The sequence below is a fragment of the Flavobacterium paronense genome, from assembly GCF_030409795.1.
Classification (GTDB): Bacteria; Bacteroidota; Bacteroidia; order Flavobacteriales; family Flavobacteriaceae; genus Flavobacterium; species Flavobacterium paronense.
Genome location: NZ_JAUFQN010000019.1, coordinates 2,815,344 through 2,829,555, shown reverse-complemented (window position 1 = coordinate 2,829,555; position 14,212 = coordinate 2,815,344). Strand labels below are relative to the sequence as shown.

General features: G+C 35.5%; 11 protein-coding genes. 5 read left to right on the top strand and 6 right to left on the bottom strand.

Annotated features, from left to right (window positions below):
- Positions 1-2,058: a methionine--tRNA ligase gene (gene metG, locus QWY90_RS13500; RefSeq protein ID WP_290286506.1), complete on the bottom strand. Its 2,058-nt coding sequence runs from the start codon at positions 2,056-2,058 to the stop codon at positions 1-3.
- Between the two features lie 418 nt (positions 2,059-2,476).
- Here metG and QWY90_RS13495 point away from each other — a divergent pair, with 418 nt between their 5' ends.
- Together QWY90_RS13495 and QWY90_RS13490 are read left to right on the top strand one after the other, a co-directional pair.
- Positions 2,477-3,373, top strand: coding sequence for a S66 peptidase family protein (locus QWY90_RS13495; RefSeq protein WP_290286505.1), 897 nt, complete (start codon positions 2,477-2,479; stop codon positions 3,371-3,373).
- A gap of 84 nt (positions 3,374-3,457) precedes the next feature.
- Entirely contained in the window at positions 3,458-3,817 is a 360-nt protein-coding gene (locus tag QWY90_RS13490) for a YraN family protein (RefSeq protein ID WP_290286504.1), read from the top strand.
- A gap of 9 nt (positions 3,818-3,826) precedes the next feature.
- Here the strand turns inward: QWY90_RS13490 and mfd are convergent, their stop codons facing one another.
- A complete protein-coding gene (gene mfd, locus QWY90_RS13485) occupies positions 3,827-7,189 on the bottom strand; it encodes a transcription-repair coupling factor (protein ID WP_290286503.1) in 3,363 nt (1,120 codons plus the stop codon).
- 3 nt (positions 7,190-7,192) lie between these two features.
- Complete coding sequence (locus tag QWY90_RS13480; protein WP_290286501.1) at positions 7,193-7,780, bottom strand: hypothetical protein; 588 nt, start codon at positions 7,778-7,780, stop codon at positions 7,193-7,195.
- Between the two features lie 156 nt (positions 7,781-7,936).
- Between QWY90_RS13480 and QWY90_RS13475 the strand changes: the two genes are divergently transcribed.
- Complete coding sequence (locus QWY90_RS13475; RefSeq protein WP_290286500.1) at positions 7,937-8,872, top strand: L-threonine 3-dehydrogenase; 936 nt, start codon at positions 7,937-7,939, stop codon at positions 8,870-8,872.
- Positions 8,873-8,876: 4 nt separating this feature from the next.
- Here the strand turns inward: QWY90_RS13475 and QWY90_RS13470 are convergent, their stop codons facing one another.
- Positions 8,877-9,377 carry a nuclear transport factor 2 family protein gene (locus QWY90_RS13470; protein WP_290286499.1) on the bottom strand — a complete coding sequence of 167 codons (501 nt, stop codon included), beginning with the start codon at positions 9,375-9,377 and terminating at the stop codon, positions 8,877-8,879.
- 122 nt (positions 9,378-9,499) lie between these two features.
- Here QWY90_RS13470 and QWY90_RS13465 point away from each other — a divergent pair, with 122 nt between their 5' ends.
- The gene (locus tag QWY90_RS13465) at positions 9,500-11,080 is read left to right on the top strand and encodes a L,D-transpeptidase family protein (protein WP_290286498.1); all 1,581 of its coding nucleotides are present in this window, start codon (positions 9,500-9,502) and stop codon (positions 11,078-11,080) included.
- A 5-nt stretch (positions 11,081-11,085) separates the two neighbouring features.
- On the opposite strand, the gene QWY90_RS13460 is transcribed toward QWY90_RS13465, so the two are convergent.
- A complete protein-coding gene (locus tag QWY90_RS13460) occupies positions 11,086-12,030 on the bottom strand; it encodes a hypothetical protein (protein WP_290286497.1) in 945 nt (314 codons plus the stop codon).
- Positions 12,031-12,219: 189 nt separating this feature from the next.
- Between QWY90_RS13460 and QWY90_RS13455 the strand changes: the two genes are divergently transcribed.
- The gene (locus QWY90_RS13455; protein WP_290286496.1) at positions 12,220-12,414 is read left to right on the top strand and encodes a hypothetical protein; all 195 of its coding nucleotides are present in this window, start codon (positions 12,220-12,222) and stop codon (positions 12,412-12,414) included.
- Between the two features lie 126 nt (positions 12,415-12,540).
- Here the strand turns inward: QWY90_RS13455 and QWY90_RS13450 are convergent, their stop codons facing one another.
- Positions 12,541-14,211, bottom strand: a complete 1,671-nt coding sequence (locus tag QWY90_RS13450; protein ID WP_290286495.1) for a sodium/sugar symporter — start codon at positions 14,209-14,211, stop codon at positions 12,541-12,543.
- Position 14,212 lies beyond the last annotated feature (1 nt).

The following is a 14,212-nucleotide window of genomic DNA, read 5'->3' as shown; positions in this document are numbered from 1 at the left end:
CTAACTTATCAACGCTCCATTATCAACACCATCAGCATCCGGGTTTACAAAAACCAATTTTCCTTCGGCGTTGTTGGTCATTAAAATCATCCCTTCGCTTTCAACTCCGCGCAAAGCTCTTGGTGCTAAATTGATTAGAACGGTAACCCGTTTTCCAATTACTTCTTCTGGTGAAAAATGCTCAGCAATTCCCGAAACTATAGTTCTCACATCCAAACCAGTATCGACCTTCAATACTAAAAGTTTGTTGGCTTTTGGCATCTTTTCGGCTTCAACAATGGTTCCAACACGCAAATCCAATTTGGCAAAATCTTCAAATGTTGTTGTTGGTTTTTGTGGTTCGATTACTTTATTTTCCATCGCGTTTGATGTTTTGGTAGCTTCTAATTTGTTTATTTGTTTCTGGATTTCGGAGTCTTCAATTTGCGCGAATAAAATTTGCGCTTCTCCAATTTGATGACCGGCAGGAAGTAAATCGGATGTTTCTGAAACCGAATTCCAACTTAGATTGTTGCAATTTAAAATCGTTTTCAGCTTGCTAGACGTAAACGGCAAAAACGGTTCGCATAAAACCTGTAAAGTTGCTGCAATCTGAAGCGCTACATACATTTGTGTTTGCACTCGTTCCGGATTGGTTTTTACCATTTTCCAAGGCTCTTCATCAGCTAAATATTTATTCCCTAAACGAGCCACATTCATCAATTCGCCTTGTGCTTCCCTGAATCTGTATCTTTCAATAGAAGAAGAAATTACAGCCGGATAGGCTTTTAATTCAGCCAAAGTTTGTTCATCTACTTCAGTAAATTCATTTGGAGCTGGAAGTATTCCGTTGTAATATTTATTGGTTAAAACCACAACACGATTAATAAAATTCCCGAAAACAGCAGCCAGTTCGTTATTGTTTCTTGCCTGAAAATCTTTCCAGGTAAAGTCGTTATCTTTTGTTTCCGGTGCATTTGCAGTCAGAGCATAGCGCAAAACATCTTGCTTATCCGGAAAATCTTGTAAATATTCGTGCAACCAAACAGCCCAATTTTTGGATGTCGACAATTTATTTCCTTCCAAATTCAAAAACTCATTTGCTGGAACATTATCAGGTAAAATATAAGTTCCTTCTGCTTTTAACATCGCCGGAAAAATAATGCAGTGAAATACAATATTGTCTTTCCCGATGAAATGAACCAGTTTAGTATCTTCTTTTTTCCAGTAATCTTCCCAGTTTTTTCCTTCTCTTTCTGCCCATTCTTTAGTTGATGAAATATAGCCAATCGGCGCATCAAACCATACGTATAATTTTTTGCCTTCAGCACCTTCAACCGGAACGTCAATTCCCCAATCTAAATCACGGGTTACTGCACGAGGTTTTAATCCGTCATCCAGCCAAGATTTTACCTGACCCAATACATTTACTTTCCAGTCTTTGGCATGGTCAACTAAAATCCATTTTTGTAAAAAATCTTGGTATCTGTCCAAAGGTAAAAACCAATGTTTTGTTGATTTCAAAATTGGTGTATCACCAGTAATGGTTGATTTTGGATTAATCAAATCAGTAGCGTTCCAAGTTGAACCACACCGTTCGCATTGATCGCCATATGCTTCAGGGTTATCACATTTTGGACATGTACCTATAACAAAGCGATCAGCTAAAAACTGATTGGCTTTAACATCAAATAATTGTTGTGTCTCTTGTTCGATGAAGTCATTATTATCATATAGTTTTCTGAAAAACTCTTGCGCTGTATCGTGATGAATTTTAGACGATGTTCTCGAATAATTATCAAATGAAATTCCAAAATCTATAAACGATTGCCGAATGATGCCGTCGTATTTATCAATAACTTGTTGAGGCGAGATGCCTTCTTTTTTGGCTTTCATCGAAATGGCAACACCATGTTCATCGCTTCCGCAGATGAAGGCTACATCTTTCCCCTGCAATCTTAAGTAACGGGCATAAATATCGGATGGCACATAAACGCCCGCCAAATGCCCAATATGAATGGGGCCATTGGTGTAAGGCAACGCGGCTGTGATGGTATATCTTTTTGGATTCTCTGACATAAGTATAAATAAAAAAGATTCTGAATCTCCCGAAACCTCGGAACAGAATGAAGTGCAAAAATAAGTTTTTTAGAGCGAAAACATAACGTTTGCATCCAGATAGTTTAGAAAGCATCTTAAGGATTGCTAATTTGCTTAATTTAGACCAAAATTGCAATGATTTTGGTTCGAGTTTTGTTCGGGTTTTGTTCGGGGTTGTGGTACCCCTTTGCGAACAAATACCGAACAAATTAAGAAGAAAACAATAATAACAAGGACAACTTCATAAAGTAGCATTTGAAAGAAAAATTGACTTGTAATTTCATACGGTTTTGATTGGCATAAAAAATATTAATTCTATTTTTGAAGAATGAATTCAAAAATTCTTTTTACGCTTAGTTTTATATTTTGCTTTTCACTCATTTATTCCCAAAAGAAAATGATTACACCTCCTTATTTGCAAAAAGGCGACACTGTTGCCATCGTTTCTACAGCAAGAAAAAACATTGATGACAATTTAAAACCAACTATTGATTTGCTCGAAGGTTGGGGATTGAAGGTAAAAATCGGGAACACCATTGGCTTAGATTATTACCAATTGGCAGGGACGGATGACCAACGTGCAGCCGATTTTCAGGAGCAAATGGACAACCCAAACATCAAAGCAATTTGGTGTGTTCGCGGCGGTTATGGCACAGTGAAAATAATTGATAAATTGGATTTTACCAAATTCAAACAAAGCCCAAAATGGATTATTGGTTTTAGCGATGTGACCGTTTTGCACAGCCATTTGAACCGCATGGGAATAGAATCGTTACACGCAACGATGCCGGTAGCCATTCCGAGAGCAACAGACGAAGCAAAGAATTCTTTATGTGCCGCCTTGTTTGGAGATACATTACAATACACTTTAGATTGCGATGCCTTGAACCATAATGGAAAAGCAAATGGTGAATTGGTAGGAGGAAATCTTTCTATTTTATATAGTTTGTTAGGTACTGAATCGGCTGTTGATTGTTCGGATAAAATATTGTTCCTAGAAGATTTAGATGAATATTTATATCATGTTGACCGGATGATGATGAACTTAAAACGAAATGGATGTCTGCAAAGTTTAAAAGGAATAATCGTTGGCGCCATGACGGAAATGAAAGACAACGATATTCCGTGGGGAAGAAATGCGCTTGAAATAATTGAAGATACCGTTAAAGGTTTGAATATTCCAATTATTTATAATTTTCCAGCGGGACATATCAGAGACAATCGCGCGTTGATTTTTGGAAGACAAGTTTCAATTGAAGTCAATGCCGAACAAAGTAAAGTAATCTTCGAATAGACTTCTTAGACTTCATAGAAAATTAGATTATTGGATAAAGCTATCTAAGAAGTCTAACAATCTTAAAATCTAACAATCTTAAAAATGGCAGAGCATAACGAACTTGGCAAATTAGGTGAAGAATTGGCGGTAGAATTTCTACAGCAAAACGGCTATGATATTCTGGAAACCAATTGGACATTTCAAAAAGCCGAAGTTGATATCATTGCACAAAAAGAAAATATTTTGGCCATCGTAGAAGTTAAAACAAGGTCGAGTATTGAATTTGGTTTACCTCAAGATTTTGTAAAACCAAAGAAAATCCAACTCTTAGTCAAAGCCGTAAATGAATATGTAATTTCTAATGATCTAGATGTTGAGGTTCGCTTTGATATAATGGCAATTTACAAAGAAGACAAAACTTATAAAATTGAGCATATTGAAGATGCTTTTTACCATTTTTAAGTAAACAGCTTATTTTTTCATCAATTCCATAAACTCTAAAGCTCTGTTTATGGTTTTTACATTTTCAAAAGTGATGAGTAATCGCAGACCGTTTTTGGTTTCTTTCTCTTTCATTTTACAGATGTTGCCATGTTGTTGTACAAACTGTAACATATGTCGAAATTGTTTCGAATTATAATAAGCCGATTGTTGGTCACCCACAAAATAACCAATCAATTTGCCTTGCTTCATGATGATTTTTTCAATTCCCATCTGGGTTGCAATCCATTTTATTCGGATGCTGTTCAAAAGTGCTTTTGCCTCTTTTGGCAATGCTCCAAATCGGTCAATTAGTTTTGTTTCGTAAGCCAATAAACCAGCTTCGTCTTTGATGTTTCCGAGTTCGTTGTATAAATTCAAACGCTCCGTAATGTTGTTGATATATTCATCGGGAAACAACAATTCGAAATCAGTATCAATTTGTAATTCTTTTACATATTCTTTGGTGTCAACATCATTTTCTGATTCGTAAAGTTCCTTGAATTCGTTTTCTTTCAACTCTTCAATGGCTTCGTTCATGATTTTTTGATAGGTTTCAAACCCTATTTCATTGATGAAACCGCTTTGTTCCCCACCCAATAAATCTCCGGCGCCACGAATTTCCAAATCTTTCATTGCAATGTTGAAACCGCTTCCTAATTCACTGAATTGCTCCAAAGCCTGAATACGTTTCCGGGCATCGTCAGTCATCACCGAATACGGTGGACAAATAAAATAACAGAATGCTTTCTTATTGCTTCGACCCACACGACCACGCATTTGATGCAAATCAGACAGTCCAAAATTATTGGCGTTGTTGATGAAAATCGTGTTCGCATTGGGCACATCTAAGCCACTTTCGATAATAGTTGTGGCAACCAAAACATCGAATTCGCCATTCATAAAACCGAGCATTAATTCCTCAAGCTTGTTGCCTTCCATTTGTCCGTGACCAATTCCGACTCTGGCATCGGGAACCAATCGCTGAATCATTCCGGCAATTTCCTTGATGTTTTCGATTCGGTTATTGATGAAGAAAACCTGTCCGTTACGTTGAATTTCATATGAAATCGCATCGCGAATTAATTCTTCGCTAAAACCAACAACCTTTGATTCAATTGGATATCTGTTTGGCGGAGCCGTAGTAATTACGGATAAATCACGTGCTGCCATTAATGAAAACTGTAAGGTTCTCGGAATTGGCGTTGCAGTTAAAGTCAGTGTGTCAACATTGGCCGCAATGGTTTTTAGTTTGTCTTTTACGTTTACACCAAACTTTTGTTCCTCATCCACAATCAATAAACCTAAATCTTTGAAGACTACATTTTTGCTAACTAATTGATGCGTTCCAATCAGAATATCTAATTTTCCCGAAGCTAAATCTTCTATGGTTTTTGCTTTTTGTTTGGCTGTTCTGAAACGATTTAAATAGCCAATATTGACCGGCATGTCTTTTAATCTTTCTGTAAATGTCCGGTAATGTTGGTACGCCAAAATTGTGGTTGGAACTAAAATCGCAACTTGTTTGCTGTTATCAACCGCTTTAAAAGCGGCACGAATAGCGACTTCCGTTTTCCCGAAACCTACATCACCACAAACCAATCGGTCCATCGGGCGGTCTTTTTCCATATCGGCTTTGACGTCTTGCGTGGCTGTAATTTGGTCGGGTGTATCTTCGTAAATAAAGGAACTTTCCAATTCTTTTTGCAGATAGCTATCGGGTGCGCAGGCAAAACCTTTTTCTAAACGGCGTTTCGCATAAAGCTGAATCAGGTTAAACGCAATGTGTTTGACACGCGCTTTGGTCTTTTGCTTTAAAGTTTTCCAGGCATTTGATCCCAGTTTGTAAATCTTTGGCGGCGTTCCGTCTTTTCCGGTATATTTCGAAATTTTGTGGAGCGAATGAATGCTCACATACACGATGTCGTTATCGGCGTAAGCCAACTTTATTGCTTCCTGCGTTTTGCCTTCGACTTGTATTTTTTGCAATCCACCAAACCTTCCAATTCCGTGATCGATGTGTGTTACATAATCGCCAACCGACAACGAATTCAGTTCTTTTAGTGTAAGCGTCTGCTTTTTAGAATAACCATTCTTGATATTGAATTTATGATAGCGCTCAAAAATCTGATGGTCGGTGTAGCAGGTAATTTGATTTTCTTCATCAATGAAACCTTGATACAAAGACGAAACAATAGTATGATATTGCTTGCGGACATTCTCATGATTTTCTTCATCGATACTTTCAAAAATATCATGAAAACGATTGGCTTGTCCTTCATTTGAACAAAACAAATAGTTAGTATAACCATTAAAATGATTGTCGCTCAAATTATTCAATAACAAATCAAATTGCTTGTTGAAAGAAGGTTGAGGTTGTATGTGAAATTCAAAAGATTTTGCGATTTTGAATAACGGTTTAGTATATAATTCGATGATGGAAAAATCCAAAGCTTTGCGCAAAAATGTTTCCTGATTTAGAAACAAATGTTCTGGAGCAGCGTGTTTGACATCTTTTGAAAGTTTATCAAAAGTTTCAATGGCTTTGCCGAAAAGTTTGTCTAATTGCGAAGTCAGAAACTCCGTGTTTTCGATACATAAAACCGTTTTGTCACTTATATAATCTAAGAAACTTTCGCGATTTTCCTGAACGAATTTATTCTCCAGATTGGGAATAATGGTAATCTTGGTTTGTTTTTCTAATGAAAGCTGCGTTCCTACATCAAAGGTTCGTATGCTTTCCACTTCATTTCCAAAAAACTCTATTCGATACGGATTGTCATTCGAAAAAGAAAACACATCCAGAATTCCACCACGAACCGAAAATTCACCGGGTTCGGTAATAAAATCAACACGCTTGAAATCGTATTCAAACAAAACTTCGTTGATAAAATCAATGGTAACGGTTTCGCCAACAGCAATTTTTAAGGTATTTTTTTCGAGTTCTTTTCGGGTAACTACTTTTTCAAAAAGCGCTTCGGGATACGTAACAATTACAGCTGGTTTTTTGCGCGAATTAATTCGGTTTAAAACTTCAGAACGCAATAAAACATTAGCATTATCGGTCTCTTCAATTTGATAGGGACGACGATACGAACTTGGATAAAACAGCACGTCATTGGCACCAACCATCTGTTCTAAATCGTTTAAATAATAGGCAGCTTCTTCTTTTTCGTTAAAAATTAAGAGAAAAGGTTTGTCGCTTTGTTTGAAAATAGCCTGAAATACGAACGAGAACGAAGAACCTAAAAGTCCGTTTAACTGTATTTTGGTTAAAGGATTTTCAAGTGTATCCGTTATTTGTTTGACTTTTGTCGAATGAAGATAACTGTTGTATAATGAAGCTAAACTCAAAACTTATTTTATGATTTTTGGAACAGGATTGGTCGGAATAGCTCTCGTTGTATCTAACATTCGTATCATATCGCCTTCGCCATCTTCGATTTTGATTTCGCTTTTTGCCTTGATTTCGTTGAATTGTGCTTGTAATGAAGCTACTTCGGTATTGACTTCCTGCACTAATTGCACTATTTTTTTATCGGGAATTTGATTTAAATGAATGTATAGATTTATAGCATTGATTTTTGTTGTGACAACGGCAATTCTACTTTTTACTTCAGGTAAATTATATTGAAAAGGGATATTAATATTCAACTCCAGTGCTCTTTTAGAAAGTGTTTTGGCTTTTTGCTGAAAAGCGCCAATACTACTTTTAGGTTTTTGCCCTAACTCGTTAAGAAATACGCGCCACTCCGACCAATAAGTTGTTAATTCTTTGGAAGTTTCATTCGTAGGTTGTGAGTTAAAATTCCAACCTTTGTTGATATTGGTAAATATAACTTCTCTTTTTTGTGTCTCTTTTTCTTGTTCTAAGGCACGAGCTTTTGGATCTTCTTGGCAAGAACAAAGGAATACCAATAACAAAGTTGAAAAAAATAATTTCATGAATAGGCGTTAAAGTCACAAAGGTACAAAGGTAAAAGGAAACTTTAGTATGAAGTAGTTAAAGGGATTATAATTTTATTAAAAAGAAAGCTGTCTTTTTACAGAAGTTAGGTTTCTTAAAAACGGTATATTTGTGATATTAAAAGGCAACACTACATGAGTACAAAAATTCTAATCATTGGCGCATGCGGACAAATAGGAACCGAGCTTACGCATAAGCTAAGAAGCCTTTATGGCAACGATAATGTTATTGCTTCGGATATTAGAAAACTCAATAACGATATTGTTAACAAAGGTATTTTTGAGGTTGTCAATGCTTTAGATTACAACCAAATTGAGCATTTAATTGAGCAATATCAAATTACAGATGTTTATTTAATGGCAGCTTTGCTTTCGGCAACGGCAGAAAAAAACCCTGCCTTTGCTTGGGATTTGAATATGAATTCGTTGTTTCACGTTTTGAATCTGGCGAAAGCAAAAAAGATTAAAAAAATATTCTGGCCATCGAGTATTGCCGTTTTTGGACCAACAACACCAAAAGACAACACACCACAATATACCATAATGGAACCCACGACTGTTTACGGAATTAGTAAGCAAACAGGGGAAAGATGGTGTGAATATTACCATCATATTTATGGCGTTGATGTACGAAGTATTCGTTATCCTGGGCTTATTAGCTGGTCGACCGAACCCGGTGGCGGAACCACTGATTACGCGGTTGATATTTATCACAAAGCATTGAAAGAAGGTAAGTATGAATGCTTCCTTTCTGAACAAACCGCTTTGCCAATGATGTATATGGATGACGCGATTCGAGCAACGATTGAAATTATGCAAGCACCAAGTGAATTAATTAAAATACGATCTTCCTATAATTTGTCTGGGATAAGTTTTACACCAGCTGAAATTGCCGCCGAAATTAAAAAACATATTCCAGAATTTACCATTTCATACAAACCTGATTTCCGTCAAAAGATTGCAGATAGTTGGCCAGCATCTATAGATGATAGTATGGCAAGAAAAGATTGGAATTGGAAACACAAATTTGATTTAGCTTCTATGACTAAAGAGATGTTAGAACATTTATAATAAATTATTTTCTGCCTTTCAAAACAGTGATCAAAGCATCTTCTATAGGTGCTTTTGTTTTTATAACTTCATCTGAGTTGTCATTTGGAATTGTCATTGATAAGACATACTGTTTTATTTTCCATTGATTTTTAATAAAGACAAGCACTCCGGAACCTCTACAGATTTTCATTTGAGTATCAAGTAATTCGTCAAACCAAGCTGTTTTTTTGTCTGCACTAAAGTAGATATGTCTCTCCAAAGCGGTAAAACTCCATGCTTTTCCTTTGTCAAAATAAGGTTTGGCATACGCCTGAAAAGCCGATTTATTCCAATTCTCTGTTGCATCAGTTCCAATAAAGACCGCATCATCTTCAAAGGCATCGAAGTAGTTTTTATAATTAGCTTCAGCAGCAGCTTTATGCCATGAGTCAAGTGTTATGTTGATTTGTGCCTTGAGGGTATCTTGTGCATAAACATTGGTAACCAAAAATGGGAATAGTATAAAAAGAAGTATTTTTTTCATAAGGATTGCTTTGTTAGTTTAGTTTATCATTGCATTTCGAAACTGTAAAGTAAATATAGTATTTATGAATGTTATAGTATGCGATTAGTTTTTTGTATTTTTATGAATTAAATAAAGGGTTAATGAAAAACACTTGGGTTTACGGACTTTTACTGATACTTTTTGTGGTGAGTATTTCTCTGACCAGTTGGAATTGTGTTAACAAGGATAGTAAAGAAATTGCTGCTGTCAAAAAGAAGAGGGAAACCTTTTCATTGTCTTTTGATAGTACATTAGTGGAAACTTTTTATGCTAAATATCCTAAATTGATTTTGTATAAAAAACAAGTGATTTCGTTATACCAAAAAAGCAACTATGATTTTATTTGGTATGATAAGGAAGGCAGAAAAGAAACAGCAGAGGTCATTTTTAATAAAATAAATAATCTTTTTGAAGACGGAGTAATTAGCAAAGTGCCTTATAAAGAAACACTTGATCCCTTGTTTCAAAAAACTTCTGCAAAACCGGATATTGAAGTAGAGCTGTTTTTATCTAACTATTATTTCTATTATACAAATAAGGTGTTACAGGGAATTGACGACACAAAATCCAATGAGCTTGAATGGTATTTACCTCGAGAAAAGCAATCCTATGTAACCTATTTAGATTCTTTGTTGGTTAATCCAAAATTTATTGACAAAAAGGAACAGCATATTGAGCAATACTACAAGCTCAAAACAGTACTAAAAAGATATCGTGATATTGAACAAAAAGGCGGTTGGGATTCGATTGCTGTTCCTTCCGATTTTGTGGCAATAAAACCGGGCGACAGTTCTGATGTTGTGGCTAAAATCAGAACTAGATTGTTTTTAACAGGAGACATTGATGTTGATTCTGGTAAGAGAGTTTATGGCAATGCACTCCAACAAGCGGTTTTGAAATACAAGAAACGAAATGGGTTTACTTTAGATAAAACTATTTTGCCAAAGCATATAAACGAAATGAATGTGCCAATTAGCAATCGAATCAAAAGCATTATTGTGAATATGGAACGTTGCCGATGGATTTCTACAGATATTAGCAAAGCCAAAGAATTTATTGTAGTTAATATTCCTTCCTATAAGTTAACCTATTTTAAAGAAGGTAAGGTTGCATTGGAGTCTAATGTAGTGGTTGGAACGGCTTTAAATAAGACGGTAATCTTTAGCGGCATGATGAGTTACATTGTGTTCAGCCCTTATTGGAATGTACCTAAGAGCATCTTAATAAAAGAAATACTTCCTGCAATTAAAAAAAACAAAAGGTATTTGTCGAAACATAATATGGAATGGCATAAGGGGAATGTAAGACAGAGACCGGGTGATGACAATTCTTTAGGTTTGGTAAAGTTTCTATTTCCTAACAATAATAATATTTATTTGCACGACACTCCATCAAAGTGGTTGTTTAATGAAGAGAAAAGGGCCTTTAGTCACGGTTGTATCCGAGTAGAAAAACCTAAAGAATTAGCCAATTTAATTTTGGAAGGAGATCCTAATTGGACGCCAGAGAAAATAGATGAGGCTATGAATAAGAGGAAAGAATCTTGGTACACACTTAAAAATAAAATCCCCGTTTATATTGGATATTTTACTGCTTGGGTTGATGATGATGGCAACATCAATTTTTATAAAGACATTTACCAAAGAGATGAACGATTGGCGGCAATGTTAGTTGAAGAATAGTTGTTTTATTTTTTCTGGATAGCTTTCTGTATGTCTTTCATGTCGCTCGGTTTAAAGTTGGATGGCGAACTCGAATACTCAGAGTAGACAATTTCTCCGGTTTTAGAATTGGTGACAGTTATGAACTTTTCATTAACGTTTTTGATGAATAGCAAGTAGTAGATTGGTGTCGGATTATTTAGGATTTTATCGTTAAGTTCCAACAAAGGAAGAAGCTTGTATTTCAGATTGTAACCTTCAAAGATTTCTTTGGTTTCAAATATTTTGCTTTCATCATCTGCATTTTTCGAAAACTTAATCATTACATAATCGGGAACATATAGTGTTTCTGATGTTAGTTTTTTGATGTCTTCCTTGTTGAAAAATGTTGTTTTAGTTTCGCGTGGTTCAGCTTTATTGAGTAATACCATCAGTTGTTGGATATAATTACCAAGGATGCCCGCGCTCCAGTTTTCTAGATGACCATTAGCATCATAATCCATTTTATAAAGACTGCTTGGGTAGTTTTGTGCCGTAAAATCAGCAAAAAGTTCTATAGTCGCGAGTGATATTTTATCGGCTTGATTGAAGTGTTTTCTCTTTTTTGGGTCGTAAGTAAAATTTCCGTTAGTTGTCCATAGTTCAAGGTAAATTTTAGTATCGGTATTCTCCATTGTGCTGTTGGAACTGGTCATATTGGCACCAATGGTAACAAAGCTATTGTTAATTGCAATGTTCTTTTCTACATCAGTATACTTTATGCATTCCACTTTTGAAAGTGTCCAGTTTTTTTTGATGGCATCAACATAGGCTAATGCTTTTGGAGATGTTGGATCTTTCATAGCAAAAAAAGTAGTCCCTGCTTTTATTTTAGCAATTTCATTAATGTTTGTAATGGCGATTTGACTATAACTTTTTATCGGAATTATTACAAGTACTATAAACTTTAAAATAGAGATTTTTAACTTCATTTTTATGTAGACATTGTTTGCTATTTCAAACATAGGAAAATAAATAAGAATATCGTTTGTTTTTTTACAAGTAAATTGTTTTACAACGCTATGAATTCTGCAACTTTTTTTCACAAATGTGTAATATAGTTGATACTTGTATTATCATCTTTGTAATTCTGTTTCCACATGATTTAAAAATTAAAAATTATGAATTTAAAAAGAATATTTGGTGCCATTTTAACCCTTTTGGGTATTAGCGGATTGATTTATACTGCGGTTGTTTTTTCGGCTACATCAGGTAGTGAACGTGATATAAAATCGTTGATTATTTTCGGAATTTTAGGGGTGGTTTTTTTTATCTCAGGAATTAGTTTAGTAAAAACAACTAAAGATGAAGCATAACTTCATTACTACTGAAGTTATGAATTAAAGTAGGCTTGTTTAGTTTGTTTAATTTTGTTGGAAGACCTTCTGGAACGAAGGTCTTTTTTCAATTGTTGTGATGTATTTCAAAATAATCTTTTTATCCTACCAGAAAACAGTATACAATGCGGCTAAAACGGCTGTAATAATTAGCATCCCCACCGTGAAACTAGGCGACATCTTGAACATCGTTTTATCTACTTCTAATCCATTTGGCTGAACACCATTTTTGTTTTCATAAATACTGATGAAATACATACCAATCACGCAAATTAGGAATACAAATCCCATACGGTCAATAAACGGAATTTCATAAATCCCATCTGCATTTGGCACGGCAAATCCCATCGGGTTTAGGAATGATAAATCTATAAAGGCCGGCATGAATTTGAAAATAATTGAAAATAAGAATCCACCAATCGTTGCAAATAAAGCAGCATTGGAAGTTGTTTTTTCCCAGAAGAAACCTAAAATAAACATCGCAAAAACCCCCGGACTCACAAATCCGGTATATTCCTGAATATATTGAAAGCCACCTTTTTTGTCAATACCTAAAAACGGCGCAACTATTACTGCAATTATCATGGCTGTTATAATAGTTGTTTTCCCAATTTTAACCAATTTCTTTTCATCTGCTTCGACATTAAGTTTGGTTTTATAAATGTCTAAAGTGAAAATGGTAGCTATACTATTCGCTTTCCCTGCCAAAGACGCTACTATCGCCGCAGTCAAAGCTGCAAATGACAAACCTTTTAATCCAACAGGTAATAAATTTAATAAAATCGGATAGGCTCTATCGGGATTGACGGTTCCGTTCTGCAGCATCTCCGTTTGAAAATGTCCGTTTTGATATAAAACAAACGCTGCGATTCCGGGTAAAACTACAATTACCGGCATCAATAACTTTAAGAAAGCTGCGAATAGAATTCCGCCACGCGCTGTTTTTAAATCCGCTCCTAAAGCTCTTTGCGTGATGTATTGGTTACAACCCCAATAATTCAAATTGATAATCAACATACCACCGATCAACACAGAAAGTCCCGGTAAGTCCATATAATTTGGATTCGATTTCTCAAAAATCATATGAAAATGGTCATTGGCATGCGTCGTCATTAGGTTAAATCCATTGATAACTCCAGTTGATCCAAATTCGGTTGCCACCAAATTCAAAGCCAAATACGTAGTTACCAATCCGCCTAAAATCAAAAAGAAAACCTGAATCACATCGGTATAACCAATAACTTTCATTCCGCCAAGTGTAATCATTACAGCAAAAAAGGCCAAGAACATCATACAAAAAGTAATATTCAAACCGGAAATACTACTAATTGCCAAAGCACCCAAATACAAAATTGAAGTCAGATTTACCAATACATAAAGCAACAACCAAAACACCGCCATTATCATCGCCACATTGCTGTTATAACGCTTATTTAGATATTGTGGCATCGTAAAGATTTTATTCTTCAGATAAACAGGCATGAAGAAAACGGCAACAATTATAAGCGTTGCTGCTGCCATCCATTCATAAGTGGCAATAGCCAATCCCATTTTGAAACCGCTGCCGCTCATCCCGATAAACTGCTCAGCACTAATATTACTTGCAATTAATGAAGCGCCAATGGCCCACCAAGTCAGCGAACCTTCGGCTAGGAAATAATCGTTACTGTTCGTTTGCGCTTTCTTTTTTCGGTTGTAAATCCAAAAGCCATATCCTACAATAATGACGAAATACAGGAAGAAAACAATATAATCTTGGGTGGCTAAGGTTTGCATA